The sequence below is a fragment of the Pedobacter deserti genome, assembly GCF_024436415.1.
Lineage (GTDB): Bacteria > Bacteroidota > Bacteroidia > Sphingobacteriales > Sphingobacteriaceae > Pedobacter > Pedobacter faecalis.
In genome coordinates this window covers 1,839,802-1,857,416 of record NZ_JAFMZQ010000001.1, presented here as the reverse complement: position 1 = coordinate 1,857,416, position 17,615 = coordinate 1,839,802, and the positions used below count along the sequence as shown (strand labels likewise).

Here is a 17,615-nt window from a genome sequence, read left to right as displayed (position 1 = left end):
GTGACGACCGTCATGTTTCAGGTGAGCTAATATAGGCTACTTTGCCGAAAAAAACGTTATGCAGCATACTTTCCATATACCTGTGCTTGGTTTAGGTTATTCGATCGACACCCCCTTAAAGGTGGCGCGATTCGGCATTTCATCGGTCGTTTCTATAGTGGATGACGAACTGACGGAACGTATGCGAAAGCACTACTGCGGCCTGCACGGCCTGGAATACAAAGCCATAGGAAAAAAGGAGCATGACAGCAGAGCGAGGCGCATCACTGCCTACCTGAATTTGCTCAACAAACTGGTGGACGACCAGGTGCAGGCCATGCGGGAGGAGGACTTTCAGGACGGAACTGATCTGGGGCGATATTTTGAAATGCTTCCTGAAGGGTCGGAGCTTAAGAAGATGTTTAGTTCCATGCTTGAGATGGAAGCGTCGGATGAAAAACGCTTTATACAGAACGAACTAAAAGCCGCTGTTGCGGCCGGCCGGATTGATGTCAATATTATGTCGAAAGTGGATAAGGCCAATTATCTCGACGGGGTTTACCTTGGCGATGATCAGACGGACGCTCTTGCCGCCATTAGAGGCTTTGCGGAAAGTGACCTGCGCAGTTCGGTGGTGATTTCTGCTGGATTGAATCCGAGGCTATTCAGTTATATGGAGCAGTTGGAGGCCTTTTACCCTGCCGGCAACGAGGCTCCGCGAAAAGAGATTATATTGAAAGTGAGCGATTACCGTTCTGCCCTGATACAGGCTAAGATACTTGCCAAAAAAGGACTTTGGGTGTCAGAATTTCGGATTGAATCGGGCTTGAACTGTGGCGGTCATGCCTTCGCGACGGATGGACTATTGCTCGGACCGATCCTTCAGGAGTTTAAAGATAACCGTGCTGCACTTTACGCTGAGCTGTTTGATTTATATGCTTCGTGTCTGAGGGTGAAAGGTATTGAGGTGTCTCGCAATCCTGCCCAACGTGTATGTGTTCAGGGCGGCATAGGCACTGCGGAAGAACACACCTTTCTTCTGAAAGAATATGGGCTGGACGCAACGGGCTGGGGTAGTCCCTTCTTGCTGGTGCCGGAAGCCACAAGTGTAGATATGCAGACGCTGGCCGACCTTGGAGAGGCTACGGATGCTGATTTTTACCTGAGCAATTCCTCTCCGCTGGGCGTACTCTTCAACAATTTTAAGAAGAGCAGTGCGGAGGCTCAGCGGCAGCAGCGAATAGACAAGGGAAGACCGGGAAGCCCGTGCACGAAGAAATATCTTTGTACGAATACAGAATTTACGGAGGAGCCGATCTGTACGGCCTCCAGGGAATACCAGCACCTGAAGATTAAGCAACTGAACGGGCTGGGGCTGGCAAAAGAAGAACTTCAAAGAAAAATAGACCAGGTTACGGAAAAAGTGTGCCTCTGCGTGGGCTTATGTACATCCGCCTATCAGAAACACGAAATCCTAAAAGCCAGAGAGGATAAAGCTGTGAGCATCTGCCCTGGGCCCAATCTCGCCTACTTTTCAGGCACGTACAGTTTGAGAGAAATGGTAGGGCACATATATGGCCGCTGTAACCTGCTGGTTGGCGTGTTCAGGCCAAACCTTTTTATCAAGGAACTCAACCTGTATATCGATTATCTGAAAAAAGAGTTTGAACTGCTCGCTCAGGAAAGCCTTGGGCAGCCCGCCTTCGCTAAAAGAAGCAAACAGCTTGATAAGTTTTACGCTCAGCTTAATGAAGGTGCAGCTTACTACCGGTCGCTGCTGAGCAGGTCGGAAGCCACATTACAAATGTGGAATGCTGATCAGGTCCGAAGACTTGATCAGGCCATTTCACATTTGCGTAGTATGGTTACTTTTGAGGCGCTTCCAGCAGTTTAAAGAACTGGTCGAGCTGAGGCAGAATGACGATACGGGTTCTGCGGTTGGCCGCACGGCCCGAATCAGTTTCATTGCCTGATACGGGAACATACTCGCCCCTACCAGCAGCAGTCATCTTAACCGGTGGTATACCGTATTCGTTTTGCAGTATCCTGACTACGGACGTAGCGCGTTTAACGCTCAGGTCCCAGTTATCAAGTAGCACACCCTGGCGGTAAGGTACGTTGTCGGTATGTCCTTCTACCATAAATTCAATATCAGGCTGGTTCATCAGCACCTTGGCAACTTTACCCAGCACGGCTTTAGCCTGCTGGTTTACCTCGTACTTTCCGGTTACGAATAGCAGCTTATCTGAGATGTCGATGTACACAACGCCCTTATCGACTTTAATATTGATATCCTGGTCGTTCAGATTACCAATAGCCCCTTTCAGGTTCATCACCAGGTTCATGGTAAGGGAGTCCTTTCGGGCTATGGCCGACTGAAGGTTCTGAATGTAGGCGTCTTTAGAACTGAGACTTTCCAGTGATTTCTTAATACTCTCTGCCTGAGATCCTGAGATCACGGAAAGGTCTTTCAACTGATTCACCATCTGGTCGTTAGAACTCTTTTGCTGTGCGAGCTGGGACTGCAGGTTACGGCTGATGCCCTTGTATTTTGCTGTGGAATCTCTGCTGCTGGCCAGTTCTGCCTGGGCCTGGCGGTATGTACTGTCGAGACGTGAATACCGGGTGTTGGCTTCCTGAAGCTTCTTAGACGTTCCGCACGAAGCTAATACTGTTCCCAATGCTGCGCATGATATGATCATTATACGTTTCATCTTCATCTTTTTTTAAGTGAACAATCATTTGTCTGTGTCTTATAACACATACGGTATTAATCAATAGACATGCCAAATATCGCTGAGTTTAATTCTGTTACCCTTCGCTACATATTGTAGAGAAATTCCACAGCAATTATATGCGCACAAATAACTAACACACTGATTTTCAAGGCCGTGCCAAAAACCAGCATTTACGGCATCATTATGTATCCTATGCTATCCAGAAAACGATACGAGTACTTTAAACTTAAAAACAACTATTATGAAAAAGATCATTTTATCAGCAGCATTTTTAGCAGTAGCAGGATTAGCATCAGTAAAAGCGAACGACATCAAGAACCCCGTAATCGTTGCTGTACAAGATAGCACAACAAAAACTCCGGTTGAATTGAAAGACCTTCCGGAAGCGGTGCAGAAAACACTTCAATCGGATCCGGTTAAAGAATGGACACCAACTGAAGCGTTTCTGATTACCAACGCAGATAAGACCACTTACTATCTGATCAATGTTAAGAAAGAGGAAGAAACCGGATCTCTTAAGATTGACAAAGACGGAAAAGTGATCCAGTAAGCACAATTTGCTTAGTATCCCTATCATATAGCTAATACCCACAAAGGCCGGAGGATTCCGGTCTTTGTACTTTTTTGGGTATATATGCGTTATGATAAAGCGCTATGAAAATTTTTAACCTGATTTTGCTGGGCCTTATGTCGCTGGTGGTTAAGCCGGCAGCCGCTCAATCTTTCGTATATCCGACGTTACCGGTAAAAGGAAAAACAATCACCAACTTGATCCCGGCTCAATGGAAGGTGGTGGACTCGGTGCGGGGCGATCTGAATGCCGACGGTGCCGACGATCTTGCCCTGGTGTTGGAGTTTTATGCCGCCGTGAAGGAAAACAGAGCGTATGGCGACAGCAATATGGAACTGATTACCGAGCTACAGCGCCCCCGGATTTTGGCTATATATTTTCAAAAAGGCAGGAACTTCCTGCTCGCCGGACAGAACAATGATTTCCTGTTGCGTGCTCAGGAGGGCGGCAGCCTGGGCGACCCGCTTAGGAAGCTATATATCGCAAATAATACGCTGGCTCTTAATTTTGAGGGCGGCGGCAATTGGCGATGGACACTTCAATATGTTTTTGGGTACCGCGACAAGGATTGGGCTTTGGTAAGCGCCCGAAATTATGCGTATCATAGTTCGTCGGGCGAAATGCAGGACAAGCACTATGATTTCTTAACGGGTACAAAAACGTTGAGCACGGGTAATGTAGACAGCAGCGTTACTCCTACCCTTAAAAAAGAAATTCCGCTTCAGCCGATGGCTTTGCGGAATCTCCAAAGTTTTAAAAAGCCCTGGACCTGGCAAATCGGTCCGGATGAATTTCTATAACCTGCTTGAATAGTTTGGTGCTTCTTTAGTAATAGAGATATCGTGCGGATGACTCTCGCGCATACCGGCAGCGGTAATACGAACAAACTTCGCTTTTTGAAGATCGGCCACAGTAGCGGCGCCGCAATAGTGCATACCTGCACGCAGGCCACCTACATATTGATAAATAACTTCAGCAAGCGTTCCTTTATAAGGCACCCGTCCTACTATACCTTCAGGAACCAATTTTGTTACGACATCTGTCTCGTCCTGAAAATACCTATCCTTTGATCCCTGTTGCATAGCTTCCACAGAACCCATGCCCCGGTAAGATTTAAACTTACGCCCTTCATATATAATGGTCTCGCCTGGTGATTCCTCTACTCCCGCAAAAAGCGAACCCGCCATAATGGAGCTGGCTCCGGCTGCTATAGCTTTTACGATATCGCCGGTTTGTTTGATACCACCGTCGGCTATAACCGGAATACCTGTTCCTTCAAGTGCTTTCGCGCATTCGAAAACCGCATAAAGCTGTGGTACACCAACACCGGCGATGATACGGGTAGTACAAATAGAACCTGGTCCGATTCCCACTTTTACGGCGTCTGCTCCTGCATAAGCCAGTTCCCGGGCAGCGTCGGCCGTAGCAATGTTACCTGCGATCACCTGCAAATCAGGCCATCTCTCTTTAATTGCTTTAACCATATCGATCACCCCTTTGGAGTGTCCGTGTGCGGTGTCGACCGTCACGACGTCTACACCCGCCTTTACAAGGGCAGCAACGCGTTCAATGTTATCACCAGCAACACCAACAGCCGCACCAACCCGTAAGCGTCCGTGATCGTCTTTACAGGCCTTAGGAAAATTCTTATATTTTTGAATGTCTTTAAAGGTGATCAATCCGGCAAGTCTTCCTTCGGCATCCACTACCGGAAGTTTCTCGATCTTGTAGTCCTGCAGAATTTCCTCGGCCTGCAGCAAGGTTGTTCCTTCAGAAGCAGTGATCAGGTTTTCGCTGGTCATTACTTCTGAAATTTTACGCTGCATGTCTTTCTGGAAACGGAGATCCCTGTTGGTAATGATACCCACGAGCTTACGATCTGAATCGATTACAGGGATACCACCTATTTTAAACTCTTTCATGATCTGGAAGGCGTCGGCAACAAGCGCATTTGCATTCAGCGTTACCGGATCCTGGATCATGCCGCTTTCTGAGCGCTTCACTTTACGCACTTCTTCGGCCTGGCGCTCAATGCTCATGTTTTTATGAAGCATCCCTATACCTCCCGCCTGAGCGATCGCGATCGCCAATCCGGCCTCGGTAACCGTGTCCATCGCTGCAGAAACGATCGGTACATTTAACCGTATCTTTTTGGTAAGAAAAGTCCCGGTGTCTACATCTCTGGGTAACACTTCGGAATAGGCAGGAACTAACAATACGTCATCGTATGTTAAACCTTCGGCGATAAATTTATTGGGATCGAGTTGCATAGCAAATAATTTAAGAGTTACTATTTGCCGGGCAAAGATACTGTTTTTTTCAGCACTGCACAATAATTGCGAGGATATAGAACGGTGTTAGCGAAAGTTTACATTTTACAGATTAAATACCCGCTTTCGGTTGCCCGCACACTGGCAAAAACTAATTACGGCTTGCACTGTTAATACGGTATGCCTTTATCATTTAAACCACTATTTATCGTATTGACTTGCCTGATTGCGACCCTGTCGACACCCGCAGCCGCACAACTTTTACCGGAAACACCAGTTGAAAATAACGAAGCCGCCGCTCCCGAAATCCCTGAAGACTCTTTGGGTCGCGGAACACCCCGCGGCATGGTTTCAGGCTTTCTTAAAGCCATGTCTGACCAAAATTACATGCGGGCAAGTCAGTACCTGCAGTTGACCCGCCGACAGCAACGCGAGGCAGAACGGGAACGCATTGTACTGGCCTTCCAGCGCTTGCTGGATCAGGGTGGTAATATCATGCCCTCGTCCTGGATCAGCAATAAAGTTTCCGGTCGGCTAGATGATGACCTCGCGGCGGGCACTGATCTGGTAGGTACCATCACCGTAGAAGGTGAAGTGATTAACCTCATTGCGGCAAGCACGGAAAAAGCCGGGCAGCCAACGTTATGGCAATTTTCTTCGGAGACAGTAAATGAGATTGCGGCGATCAAGACAAATGAGGCGCTGCTCGTGAACAAAGCTCTTCCCGCCCCACTTAAAGAGCGGTTACTGGCGGGTGTTCCTATAGGACACTGGCTGGCCATGCTGCTGCTGGCCCTGTTATCGTATGGTATTGCATGGTGCATCACTTTTATTTTAAGATTCCTCATTTTGAAGATCTGGAACCGGAAACGTTACGAGCATATCTGCGATATCATTAGCGTGGTTGATGTTCCGTTCCGCTTGTACCTTGCGGTAGCGTTTTTTGTGGCCATTTCTCAGCAGGTCGGCATCTCTATCATTGTGCGCCAGAAATTTAGCGGCGTTACGCTGATCGTGGGGATCATAGCTATAATGATCTTCCTCTCCCGGCTGACAGACTTTATCGGCGAGTTCAGCAAGAATCGAATGAGCAAACGTGGCCGGGTGTCCGCTTTGTCGGTCATCCTTTTTCTTCGCAGGACTATTAAGGTAGCAATCATCATTATTGGAATCATCGCTGTACTGAGCGCCCTTGGCGTGGACGTTACGACCGGACTTGCGGCTTTGGGTATTGGTGGTATTGCGTTGGCCCTGGGTGCTCAAAAGACCGTCGAAAACTTTGTTGGAAGTGTAACGCTTATAGCCGATCAACCTATTCGGGTGGGCGATTTTGTGACCGTGGGCGCCACTTCTGGTACGGTTGAATCGATTGGTATGCGCTCTACCAAACTCCGCACAGGTGAACGCAGCGTGGTGACCATTCCAAACGGAGAATTTTCTTCAACCCGAATTGATAATTTTGCGCATCGGGACCGCTTCCTGTTTAATCCGGTACTTCGGTTAAGATATGAAACGACACCTGACCAGATACGTTACCTGCTGGTAGAGTTACGTGCGATTCTGTACAGCCATCCAATGGTCAACCCCGACCCGGCGCGCATTCGTTTCGCCGGATTTGGGGAAAGTTCATTGAACCTGGAGGTGTGGTCGTACATTGATGCGCCTGACTTTGATATTTTCCTTGAGGTAAAGGAAGATCTGCTTTTGCGCTTTATGGACAAAATCAAAGAAAGTGGCACAGGCCTGGCTTTCCCGTCGCAAACCGTTTATGTGGCTCAGGACGCAGGTATTTCTGAGGAACAGACAAAACTCGCCGCAGAAAAGGTTGGCGACTGGATAACTCGTAATGAAATGCAGCTGCCAAAGTTTGATCAGCAAAAAATAGATTCACTCAAAAACACTATTCCATACCCTCCTGAAGGTTCTGTGCTAAGCCAAAAGAAGCCTTAGCCTCTGTTTGCTATTCGGACATTGCTCAGACGTTGTTCAGACATTGCTCAGCTGTCGTCCACAAAAAGCTGGACAATGCGTGATGGAAGTCTGGGGACGACTTTGTTCGCATTTGCCGGGTATAGCCAGCCAAACCAGCGACTGTATATGGGTTTAAAGGTATTTTAGATCGAACTGACTGAATACGGCTTCATCAGACGCTGCGCCATTGAAATGCAAACCTGCGCGTGGACTTCTGTCCCATGGCGGAAGGAAGCTGACTGATACGGCATTGCTTGTTGGAAGCGCCTGCCACTCACCCGAGCCCTGTTTCCAATAAGCTTTGCAATCAAGCTGATCGCTAACCGTCAGTTTCAAACTAACAGGCACAGCTGCATTCTGCCTGATGTGCGCTGAAGGCTGACCAGCCATGGCTTTGCTTATGACCTTACGCTTGTTGTCTTTTACCATCCAGAACTGGATTTCGGTTCCGGCAATACTCACACCTATTGATGCGTTGGCATCGCCGTAAACGGCCAGACCTTTCTGCGAAGCATTTTGATTTGTAACGGTAGTACTGATCTCATATCCGAGTTGTGCCGGACGTACGGTGTAAACGATGCCGCTTGGGTTATCTGACTTTATTATACCGGATAAATGAAGCTGCTTTTTGTGCTGTTTAACCACAGGTGTGGAATTGCGGAAGTCCCACTGCCAATGCTTTGCCGGGCTGCTGCCAGCAAAACGATCAGAAATATGGAGTTCAGCATTTGGACGATCGGCTGACAACGTCTTGAACACTGGCCATTGGTTTTGTCCTTGCCACTGGAGTTCGGCCAGCATGCCCTGGCGACCCGTGTATACGTTGGTATGTTTATTATATGCATGATAAAGATAATAGTACTTACCATCCGTCGAATTCACGAACGTACCGTGACCAGAACATTTCCAGTCCGCATTTTCCTGCAAAGCAGGGTTTGCAGGATCATTCTCATAAGGCCCCATGAACGATTTTGAGCGCGCAATCCTAACATTGTAATCGCACTTTGCCCCGCAGCAGTTTCCTACTGAATAAAAGAGATAGTAATAATCGTCCTTTTTAAGGATACTCTGTCCCTCCAGGCCGATACCATTGTTGTCTTTCATCATCGTGAAGGTTTCGCCTTCAAGTTTCAGGCCGTCGTCCGATAACTTGCTGCCCAGGATCTCAATCGGCCGGCCGTCTAGACCGTAAGCCTTATATGTCATATATAACTGACCGTTATCATTGAAGATAAAGGCATCAATGGCTTCTTTTCCATGCGCCACGATGATTCCATGATCTTTAAATCCCCTGTCAGGGAATTTGGAAGTTGCCACACCTATACAGGAGACGTTGTCTGACTTTCGGCGGGCTGTATAGTAAACGTAATAGGTGCCCTTGTGGTAGTAGTACTCGGGCGCCCAAAATGATGAGGAAGTCCACTCGGGCTTTACATCAAATACAAAGCCCGTTTGCTTCCAGTCCTTCAGGTTTTTTGAAGTGTATATTGGAAAATGCGGTGCCCATTCGGACGAGGTGCCTATGGCATAGTATTGACTGCCTTTACGGATCACCGAGGGGTCGGCGAAATCGCCCGGTATTACGGCCTGTATACTATTTTGTGCGCCGGCATGCAAAACAGAAACGGCGAAAAGAACGATCAGAAAAATATGTTTTGTAATGGTTTTCATCGGAGTACTTGGCAGCAGGTGTTGTTAAGTTGTTAATAATTTGGTTTTAGGTTTGCAATATATAAAAATAAATTCGCTGGCTGATGCAACTTTTCGCGTCTGCAGTCGTCTAATGCATATGATTAAAAGATTATTTTTCTTCGCGGTGATTGTGTCTGCCCTGAATCAGGGTGTGCGTGCTTCTGAAAAAGACCAGCCTGTTCTCGTATCGCCTGCTTCTGGCGTTCAGACCAACCTTAAAAGCTTTAAAGGGATTGTCGCAACCGGGCCGATAACGGTGATTGTCACGATGGGTGACACGGAAAGCATCCGCTTTGAAGGCGATGCGGATGCGATTTCTTCGCTAAGCGGAGAAGTTCAGGGAAGTTTGCTTGTGGTAAGGCCAGACATCAGCATAAAAAGCTGGGCAAAAAAATACGAGGGCAAAAAGATCATTGCTCATGTGACGGCAAAAACCCTAACCAGCCTAACAGTGAGCGGAAATGGGAGTCTGACTGTGAAGGGCGCTGTGCACGCTGCTGAACTCGCGACTTCGTTAAGCGGGTCGGGCACCATAGAAGCCGAAGTTGATGCAGATAAGGTTACAGCTACGCTGAGCGGGTCAGGAACTATACGTCTGACTGGAAATGCATCAGATTTAAACGCACGCATTAGCGGATCTGGCTCGGTGTATGCGCATGTGAGCGACACGATCAAGGCGCTGATCAGTGGCTCGGGCATGGTTTATTATGCAGGAAACCCCAACATCGAGCAAAAAGTGTTTGGCAAAGGCAGCGTAGAAAAGATGTAATCAGTCGCGCAGACCATATTTGGCCGGCAGCTTCAGGCATTCTTCCTTGGAGATGATACCATCTGACGAAGTTGCGTGAAAAAGACTTGAAGCGGCTGCGCATACCCCTAATTTAAGGCAGTGCTCCATAGGCGAGCCTTCATGCACACCCATCAGTACACCCGCTGCAAAAGCGTCGCCCGCCCCTACTGCCCCAGCGATTTGTGAGGCGGGCAGGTTAACGGATGGCTGGAAAAGCTTTTCTCCCGAAGCGCTTACCGCAGTTACACCCTCTGGGAAATGAAGCAATACCCACTGCTTTACGCCCATGCCGATGATCTTTTCGGCAGCCTGAAAACATTGTGCTTTTATGGCCTGACCAGATTCATCAGTGGTTTGTATCCCCGTGATCTTACATGCTTCAAACTCATTGACGAAGAGATAATCGATATGTGGTAGTGCGGATGGCACCACACTTCTAAACCTGTCCGACCGCTCGCTCACGATATCGGCTGAGGTGACGAATCCTTTGCTGCGCGCCGCTTCGAAAACCTTTGAAGCACGGGTGACGCCGTTTTCCTCAATTTTATCGAGCTGATCGAGCAGAAGAAGGTATCCAAGATGGAAGATACGCGCGTTTGAAACTTCAAAGTTAAAGTGCTCAATATCAAGCTGTGCGTTGGCCCCGCGCTGATGGAAAAACGTTCTTTTTCCAGTACCGGCGACCGTCATTACGTCTGTGTAGGAGGTATGAGCCCCGGGCATTGTCCGGAGCTGGCGCGTATCGATCTGCAATCGCCGGCAATGCTCGACGATCTGTTCACCACGCGGGTCGGCGCCCACGAGTCCGAGCGCCGAAAGGGGAAAACTTGAACCTAGTTTAACAAGCGCCATTAAAACGTTGTACGCCGAACCGCCGTTGCTGTTATGTTCGGAAGATATATTGACCAGCTTTTCCTCTTCCGGATAGACATCGATAAGCTTAACCTTATCAATGATCCAGTTGCCGGCTACGAGAATGCCTTGCCTGATCATTTGTCGCTAAGTAATTTTAAGATCGCAGGTTCGTCTTCATCGATCTCCGAAAAACGCCCGATCCTGCTATCGGTGAAAAAATTGTCGTTAATATCATCATTTGCCGTAGAAACTTCCCCGATGATGCATTCATCTGATTCAGGGTAGAACTCATGCCATATGCCAGGCAAAATAGTGACCCGTTCGCCTGATCTCAGTGACAGCTTATCACCCGACTGAAGATCTCGCATTTGGCCGTTCACCTTAACCTGCATTACACCGGACCCACTGTCTTGTCGCGGATCATTACGCCAGAGCTGTACGATAAGAACTCCCGTGCGGCAGATAATGTCTTCCTTCTTCTTTAGGTGCGTATGGGCCGGGGTTACCTGATTCTTCTGTGCATACATCAACTTTTCACAGTATTCCTCCTCTTCGGCCAGGTTTACCAAAGCCAGTCCGCATTTCAGAAAATCGGCTAAACCAAAGTCGGTTACGTCCCATCTCGGTTGCGGCGGCAGCGCCCATCCGTGATGCTTAAAAAAAGCGGTAGCGTGCTTTATGGTGTTATTAATTTCTGATCTTTTCATACTTGTTGCATTTGCTGGTCATATGTCACGTGTTCTACCGTATTCTTCTTATGCGAACGAAGAGCGGCGAGAAACACCTGGTGACTGGCCACCGCCTCATCGGGCGTCACACATCCGAACCTGCCTTCCAGACGTCCCTCTCTTTCGGCTACATAGGCAGCGAGCATCTGCATAAAGCAATCCGAAAAACCCGGCTCGAATATCGCGCCGGTTACTGTTGGAAAGGGAATTCCCTTAAATCCAAGATCGGTTTGCTGCCATTGCTGGCCGCTTTTGTCGGCCCTAAAGGTCCATAAAGTCTTGGTATTTTTGGTGCTATACTTTACACCGCCTGCCGTACCAAGCACTTCGATATACCAGGTATTGGTCTCGCCAGGAGCAATACGTTTGGTTTCGAGGCTCATTGGCACCAGATTCCCGTCTATTTCTACGCTGGCAGAGAGTGTGGCATTGTTCCAGGTATCGCACGCTGCAACACCCCCCGCCCCATCAGGTCGCTCTGTAATGATACCCTGCAACTGCGCGTAGATGGTGACTGGTTTCCAGCCCAGACGCAAAGGCACATGTAAGACATGCATACCAAGATCGCCCATCACACCTATCTCGCCGCAATATTGCACCTGGCGTTTCCAGTTGATCGGTTTCGTTGGATCCAGATCACTGGAATGCAGAAAGCCAGCTTTGATTTCAATGATCTTTCCGAGGCGACCGGAGGTCACTTCTTCTATGACACGCTGTGGACCGGGCAAAAAGGGCATTTCAGAAGAGCAGCGCACAAACCGTCCGTATGATTCTGCTGCTTTCCTTATCTCGACTGCAGCTTCAAGATCTATTCCGAACGGTTTCTCGGCAAGAAGATCTTTGCCCGCCGCCAGCACATCGATGTATACCTGCCTGTGAAGGTGATGCGGAAGCGCCACATATACAACGTCGACACCTGGATGTTCGAGCAATTCCCGATAGTCTGTAGTAAGAAGTTCGACACCCGGAACAGCCTTATACCAGGCAAGCACCTGCTCATTCAAATCGCAGACGGCGGTAAGCGCAACCCGAACAGGAAAGTTATTGAGTGTGAACCAGCGTCCGAAAGCACCGGCGGCTTCTTTCCCCATAAGTCCGCCGCCAATAATAGCTATGTTAACTTGCTTCATGAAGGAACGATCAATTTTGAATTGTAATCAGACTGTATGCATCCTGTGGAAGTGCGCCATCATGTACGATGGCCATTAGCGCCTGGGTCATGCCCGCAGGGTTTGCATGCTGGATCACATTTCTTCCGTAAACAATACCCCTGACGCCCTGCTGCATAAGCTGGTAAGTTCGCTCCAGGATGTCCCGGTCGGCCGCCTTGCCGCCACCCCTCACGAGCACAGGAATTCTTCCGGCGGTCTCGACAACCCTAAAATACTCGTTTACGTCGTCGGTCGGATCGGCCTTAATGATATCGGCACCAAGTTCGACCCCTTGCCGCACCAGCGGCACGATTTTATTTGGGTCACCGTCGACCATATACCCGCCTGCTTCGCTGTTGGGCCGGAAAACAAGGGGCTCGATCATCAGGGGCATACCGTATTGTTCACAAAGAGGTTTAATCCTCAAAATGTTTGTAACGCACTGATCGGTAACCTCGGGCTGACCGGGTATTGCGAAAAGATTGACTACCACACAGGCTGCATCGAGCCGGAGAGCTTGCTCCACAGGCTGGTCGATCATGCGACTGAACAAGGCTCGTGGCAATTCCCTGCCATATACATTGGCCACGTCGGTACGCAATACCAAGGACGGCTTTTGCCTGCCTGCGATAGACTGAAGGTAGTGTGCCTGTCCGACAGTTAACTGGATGGCGTCGGGCCCTGCATCGACCAGGGTATTCACGGCTGAACTGATGTTTTCAATGCCCTGTAAAAATGCTGCCTCATTGAAAAATCCATGGTCGATGGCAACATCGAAGCAGTTGCCTGACTTACTATTGAATAATCTGTTTAATCGGTATTGTATCATTTTAATTTTAGATGATCGGAGACCTGAACTTGCAGCCATAAAGACCCCAATGCCCCGAAACGTTCATACGGTTAAAGCATAAGCAATATACAAAAAGAAAACAACTTGTATATACAAGATTCCATTTTTTAGAGAGATCCGTATTATTAAAGGATAATTGTAACTTTATGGGCAACCAGTATATCCCGTTTCATGGACAGAAAAGATTTAACGCCTTTATACCAAAAGATAATAGAAGAACTCAAGCAAGCTATAGAAAAAGGTGACTATAAAAAGGGTGACCTGATACCCTCAGAAAATGATCTCAGCAAGCACTATTCGACGACACGCCCCACCATCCGCCAAGCCTTAGCGGCGCTCACGGCGTCCGGTCACATTACGCGCAGGCACGGAAAAGGCAGTATTGTGTCTGAACCCAAAAACGGGCTCGGTATTTTATCGCTCCGGGGTGTAACAGCTAGTGTGGGCAACCGCTCACTTACTACGAATATTCTTCAGAAGCCTGTAAAACTCCCATGGCCTGCCGACTTCTTTTATGAACTGGATATTCAGGAAATCTCAACGGGCTGTATTTACTTTACACGGTTGCGTTTCCTTGATCAGAAACCGGTTCTTTACGAGGAGACTTACATCACAGATCATCATTTACCGAGGTTTACAAGCCGCAACCTGGAGAATCAATCATTATTTAAAACGCTGGAAGAATTCTATTTTATTAAGGTAAAGGAAGGTGATCAGAAAATATGGGCCATAAACGGCGATAAGCAAATCAGTCAGCTGCTACAGGTTAAAACCAGTCACCCTCTGGTACATATGAAAAGACGGCTGCAGACAAACGTGAACAGCTTAAATATATATTCTTCGCTATACTGCAATACGGAAACGTATTTTTTGCAGGATTACTTTTAACCTGTTCGCGATTGCACCCCTTATTTGTCGCCCCTCACCATTGGGCTGCAAAGTAGCGGCGTGTATATTTGCTGAATATAACAATTATTGTAGGATGGAATCTAAAGACAAAATTCAGGTTACTGTGCAAGCCACGGTGGCCGCGGCACTTGGTAGGGTATGGGATATGTGGACCAGTCCGACCCATATTATGCAATGGAATAACGCATCGGACGATTGGCATACGCCTTTCGCGGAAGCCGACTTACGTAAGGGCGGCAAATTCCGGTCGACCATGGCTGCAAAAGACGGCAGTATGAGTTTCGATTTTGAAGGCACTTATACAGATCTGGAAGAACACCGCCTCATAGGATATGAAATGCCTGATGGAAGAAAAGTTAGTGTAAGTTTTACTGAAAGCCCGGCCGGCGTCCAAATTGTGGAAACTTTTGACGCTGAAAACGAGCATCCGGTTGATATGCAACGCGCTGGATGGCAGGCGATTTTAGACAATTTCAAAAAGTACGCGGAAAATCATTAGGTGTAATGTAGTGTCTTGTCCCGAACTTTTTGGCCGGTAAAATAGTTTATAAGCTGTAAACTAGATTTAACGACGATGGAGAATGCAATTGTTACGGCCTGTACGGAACTACTAATTGACAAGGGACTTACCATTGCATTTGCGGAAAGTGCCACGGCTGGCAGGCTTACATCGGAATTCGCGCTTGCGGGAAATGCCGGCAAATTTTTAAAAGGCGGGCTTGCGTGTTACGACGCCTGCATCAAAGAAGAATTACTGAAGGTTCCGGATGAACTGGTACAGAAATTTACACCGGAGTCTGCCGAGGTAACGGAAGCCATAGCAAAAGGACTTGCTTCGCTAATTGAAGCCGACATTCATGTAGGCATCACCGGGTTAACGACATCGGGCGGCAGCGAAACCCTGGAAAAGCCGGTGGGCACGATGTTCATCCATGCGATGTTGAGATCGGAACATTTATTTCAGGAGCGCATTGTATTTACCGGCGATCCGGAGCAAATCGTCGTTTCTACGGTGATACGCACGGCAGAACTGCTGTATCAACATCTCAGTTCACGTTTTGCCTGATCTGTTGGCCAATCTCCTGTACAATATTACCTTCCAAAAGTATATTGGCATGCCCTGAGGTTTCGTCGAACTCATATATCGGGTATCCGGCTGCGTCTATATCATCGGCGGAGTAAGCCTTCCAGCTTTCTCCGTCGCTGCTCATATAAACCTCGCCAACAAGTGCACCATGATAGACAATTTTATAACTCCCCTCTTCCTGCGGATGGATGTTGAGGTCGATTTTCTTCCCGTCCAGTTCGACGATGATGTTAAATGGATCCATTATTTCTTTGCTTTTTTTTGTGTCAACTCGGTTTCATTAGTAAGATCGAGCCTCAGGGGGGTTATGGACACGAAACTATTTTCAACCGCCCAGCGGTCTGTTCCCTCTTCGGCAGCTTCGAGCGGTGTAACGGTAATCCAATAGTGTTTCCTGCCCATTGGATCCTGGCCAGGTTCAACGCGGCCGTCATATAACCTTACCGACTGCCTGGTCCATTTTAAGCCCTGCGGCTTTGGCGGATAATTGACGTTGTACAGCCCTAAAGCAGTATCTTTCAACAACAGGTCGAGCGACTGTTCGACGAAAGGCGCCAAAAGTTCAAAGTCAGGCTCTGTATTTTCTACAGGCGTACTTAGTGCAATAGCTTTGACACCTAAAAGTACCGCCTGCTTAGCCGCGGCGAGTGTACCTGAATGCCACATGGAATTTCCAAGATTTGGCCCCATATTGATTCCGGAGAGCACGACATCGGTGTCCGGAAATATGTGCAGGCCAAGGGCAGCACAATCTGCCGGAGTACCGTTGACCCGATACGCCTGGATTCCAGGAAAATTAACAGGCGATTTTTTGATTGTAAGTGGCCTGGAATGGGTTATAGCATGTCCCATGGATGACTGTTCTACATCGGGCGCTACAACGCGCACTTCTCCAAAGCCGAGCGCCACTTTTGCGAGCGCAGAAATACCCGGACTATATATACCGTCGTCGTTGGTGATAAGGATCTTCATAAGCTGTTTGTATACTTCAGTGCTATTTTAAATAACTTGTTTATGTTTAAAACCTTGATGACCTGATATTGTTCAGTGAATATGAAAAAAACAGCCAGGCTCGTCCATCTTATCCATAACCCTAATGCAGGAGAGGGTGAATATTCAAAAGATCACATTATATCGCTCATTGAGGAACATGGCTATAAGTGCGCCTACTCCACGTCAAAAGAACTAATGCTTGAGCGTATCGATCCGGCTACAGATTTCATTGCCATAGCCGGCGGTGATGGAACAATCAGGAGAACAATCATGAATCTGCTCGACCAAAAACTGAAATATAAACGCCCAATAGCCCTACTGCCTTTTGGGACGGCAAATAATATCGCAACCTCGCTCGGCATACCTCAGAACAATGTGAGCAATATATCTTCGTGGACGAATGGACATTTGAAGAAGTACGATGTGGGCCAGATTACGGGCAACGCAAAAACGGCCTATTTTATTGAAGCCTTTGGTTTCGGGATTTTTACCAGGTTGATGAACGATCTAAAGGAAACAGATACCAGCGGGATCAAAACTCCCGAGCAGGAATTTGCCTTCGCGCTCAAAGAGGCTTTAAGGATCGCTCAAACATATGAACCTGTCTCGTACAATTTGAATATGGACGGGCAGCAACTTACAGGAAGGGCACTGTGGATCGAGGTTATGAATATCTCCAGTTTGGGGCCACGGCTAACGCTGAGCCTAGATGCCGATCCTGGTGACGGATACTTTGACGTTGTTGTTGTCAATGAGGAGGAACGCCCTCAGCTTGAGAAATATATATCAGACAAATGCGCATCGAAAAACCCCGTTTTTCCTTTCAAATCTATACGGGCTAAGAAACTACAGGTAGAATGGGCAGGCAAAGATGTGCATATCGACGACGAGATATTTGAAGCTTCAGGTCCTGCAAAGTTTGATGTCTTTCTTCTTGACAGTCTGATAGAGATCGTAACTGCGCACTGACGAGTCGGCGAAATATCGGATTCTTGTGTGAGAATTAGCGCTTAATTCCTATTTTAGAGTTC

The 17,615-nt window shown here is 47.9% G+C and carries 18 protein-coding genes; 9 read left to right on the top strand and 9 right to left on the bottom strand.

Annotation, left to right across the window (positions count from 1 at the left end; all coding sequences use genetic code 11):
* The first annotated feature begins 58 nt into the window (after positions 1–58).
* Positions 59–1,873: a hypothetical protein gene (locus J3P40_RS08425; protein ID WP_256004608.1), complete on the top strand. Its 1,815-nt coding sequence runs from the start codon at positions 59–61 to the stop codon at positions 1,871–1,873.
* On the opposite strand, the gene J3P40_RS08420 is transcribed toward J3P40_RS08425, so the two are convergent.
* On the bottom strand, positions 1,845–2,693 hold the full coding sequence (locus J3P40_RS08420) for an OmpA/MotB family protein (protein ID WP_256004606.1): 849 nt from the start codon (positions 2,691–2,693) through the stop codon (positions 1,845–1,847). The two genes, J3P40_RS08425 and J3P40_RS08420, sit on opposite strands and share 29 nt — an antisense overlap.
* A 265-nt stretch (positions 2,694–2,958) precedes the next feature.
* Here J3P40_RS08420 and J3P40_RS08415 point away from each other — a divergent pair, with 265 nt between their 5' ends.
* A complete protein-coding gene (locus J3P40_RS08415) occupies positions 2,959–3,267 on the top strand; it encodes a hypothetical protein (protein ID WP_256004604.1) in 309 nt (102 codons plus the stop codon).
* Between the two features lie 104 nt (positions 3,268–3,371).
* A complete protein-coding gene (locus J3P40_RS08410) occupies positions 3,372–4,088 on the top strand; it encodes a hypothetical protein (protein ID WP_256004602.1) in 717 nt (238 codons plus the stop codon).
* Here the strand turns inward: J3P40_RS08410 and guaB are convergent.
* Positions 4,083–5,558 (bottom strand): IMP dehydrogenase, encoded by a 1,476-nt coding sequence (guaB, locus tag J3P40_RS08405; RefSeq protein WP_256004599.1) that lies wholly within the window; start codon positions 5,556–5,558, stop codon positions 4,083–4,085. The two genes, J3P40_RS08410 and guaB, sit on opposite strands and share 6 nt — an antisense overlap.
* Positions 5,559–5,738: 180 nt before the next feature.
* Here guaB and J3P40_RS08400 point away from each other — a divergent pair, with 180 nt between their 5' ends.
* Positions 5,739–7,508: a mechanosensitive ion channel family protein gene (locus tag J3P40_RS08400; RefSeq protein WP_256004597.1), complete on the top strand. Its 1,770-nt coding sequence runs from the start codon at positions 5,739–5,741 to the stop codon at positions 7,506–7,508.
* 153 nt (positions 7,509–7,661) lie between these two features.
* On the opposite strand, the gene J3P40_RS08395 is transcribed toward J3P40_RS08400, so the two are convergent.
* Positions 7,662–9,200: a glycoside hydrolase family 43 protein gene (locus J3P40_RS08395; RefSeq protein ID WP_256004595.1), complete on the bottom strand. Its 1,539-nt coding sequence runs from the start codon at positions 9,198–9,200 to the stop codon at positions 7,662–7,664.
* A 118-nt stretch (positions 9,201–9,318) separates the two neighbouring features.
* Between J3P40_RS08395 and J3P40_RS08390 the strand changes: the two genes are divergently transcribed.
* Positions 9,319–9,990, top strand: a complete 672-nt coding sequence (locus J3P40_RS08390) for a head GIN domain-containing protein (protein ID WP_256004593.1) — start codon at positions 9,319–9,321, stop codon at positions 9,988–9,990.
* Here the strand turns inward: J3P40_RS08390 and J3P40_RS08385 are convergent, their stop codons facing one another.
* The 4 genes from J3P40_RS08385 to J3P40_RS08370 are packed head-to-tail and all read right to left on the bottom strand — an operon-like array spanning position 9,991 to position 13,574.
* Entirely contained in the window at positions 9,991–11,004 is a 1,014-nt protein-coding gene (locus J3P40_RS08385; protein ID WP_256004590.1) for a carbohydrate kinase family protein, read from the bottom strand.
* Positions 11,001–11,573, bottom strand: coding sequence for a D-lyxose/D-mannose family sugar isomerase (locus J3P40_RS08380; RefSeq protein ID WP_256004587.1), 573 nt, complete (start codon positions 11,571–11,573; stop codon positions 11,001–11,003). The genes J3P40_RS08385 and J3P40_RS08380 overlap by 4 nt, the downstream gene beginning before the upstream one ends.
* Positions 11,570–12,724 (bottom strand): Gfo/Idh/MocA family protein, encoded by a 1,155-nt coding sequence (locus J3P40_RS08375; protein WP_256004585.1) that lies wholly within the window; start codon positions 12,722–12,724, stop codon positions 11,570–11,572. Before J3P40_RS08375 ends, J3P40_RS08380 begins: the two co-directional genes overlap by 4 nt.
* 10 nt (positions 12,725–12,734) lie before the next feature.
* Positions 12,735–13,574: a class I fructose-bisphosphate aldolase gene (locus J3P40_RS08370; protein WP_256004582.1), complete on the bottom strand. Its 840-nt coding sequence runs from the start codon at positions 13,572–13,574 to the stop codon at positions 12,735–12,737.
* Between the two features lie 192 nt (positions 13,575–13,766).
* On the opposite strand from J3P40_RS08370, the gene J3P40_RS08365 reads away from it, so the two are divergent.
* The 3 genes from J3P40_RS08365 to J3P40_RS08355 all read left to right on the top strand — a co-directional run bounded on the left by J3P40_RS08365 (position 13,767) and on the right by J3P40_RS08355 (position 15,570).
* The gene (locus J3P40_RS08365) at positions 13,767–14,483 is read left to right on the top strand and encodes a GntR family transcriptional regulator (protein ID WP_256004579.1); all 717 of its coding nucleotides are present in this window, start codon (positions 13,767–13,769) and stop codon (positions 14,481–14,483) included.
* Positions 14,484–14,577: 94 nt separating this feature from the next.
* Entirely contained in the window at positions 14,578–15,003 is a 426-nt protein-coding gene (locus tag J3P40_RS08360; protein WP_256004576.1) for an SRPBCC family protein, read from the top strand.
* Positions 15,004–15,078: 75 nt separating this feature from the next.
* A complete protein-coding gene (locus J3P40_RS08355; RefSeq protein WP_256004574.1) occupies positions 15,079–15,570 on the top strand; it encodes a CinA family protein in 492 nt (163 codons plus the stop codon).
* Here the strand turns inward: J3P40_RS08355 and J3P40_RS08350 are convergent.
* Together J3P40_RS08350 and surE are read right to left on the bottom strand one after the other, a co-directional pair.
* A complete protein-coding gene (locus tag J3P40_RS08350) occupies positions 15,551–15,835 on the bottom strand; it encodes a hypothetical protein (protein ID WP_256004571.1) in 285 nt (94 codons plus the stop codon). The two genes, J3P40_RS08355 and J3P40_RS08350, sit on opposite strands and share 20 nt — an antisense overlap.
* Entirely contained in the window at positions 15,835–16,563 is a 729-nt protein-coding gene (surE, locus tag J3P40_RS08345; RefSeq protein WP_256004568.1) for a 5'/3'-nucleotidase SurE, read from the bottom strand. Before surE ends, J3P40_RS08350 begins: the two co-directional genes overlap by 1 nt.
* A gap of 81 nt (positions 16,564–16,644) precedes the next feature.
* On the opposite strand from surE, the gene J3P40_RS08340 reads away from it, so the two are divergent.
* Positions 16,645–17,553, top strand: a complete 909-nt coding sequence (locus tag J3P40_RS08340; protein WP_256004565.1) for a diacylglycerol/lipid kinase family protein — start codon at positions 16,645–16,647, stop codon at positions 17,551–17,553.
* Positions 17,554–17,615: the final 62 nt, after the last annotated feature.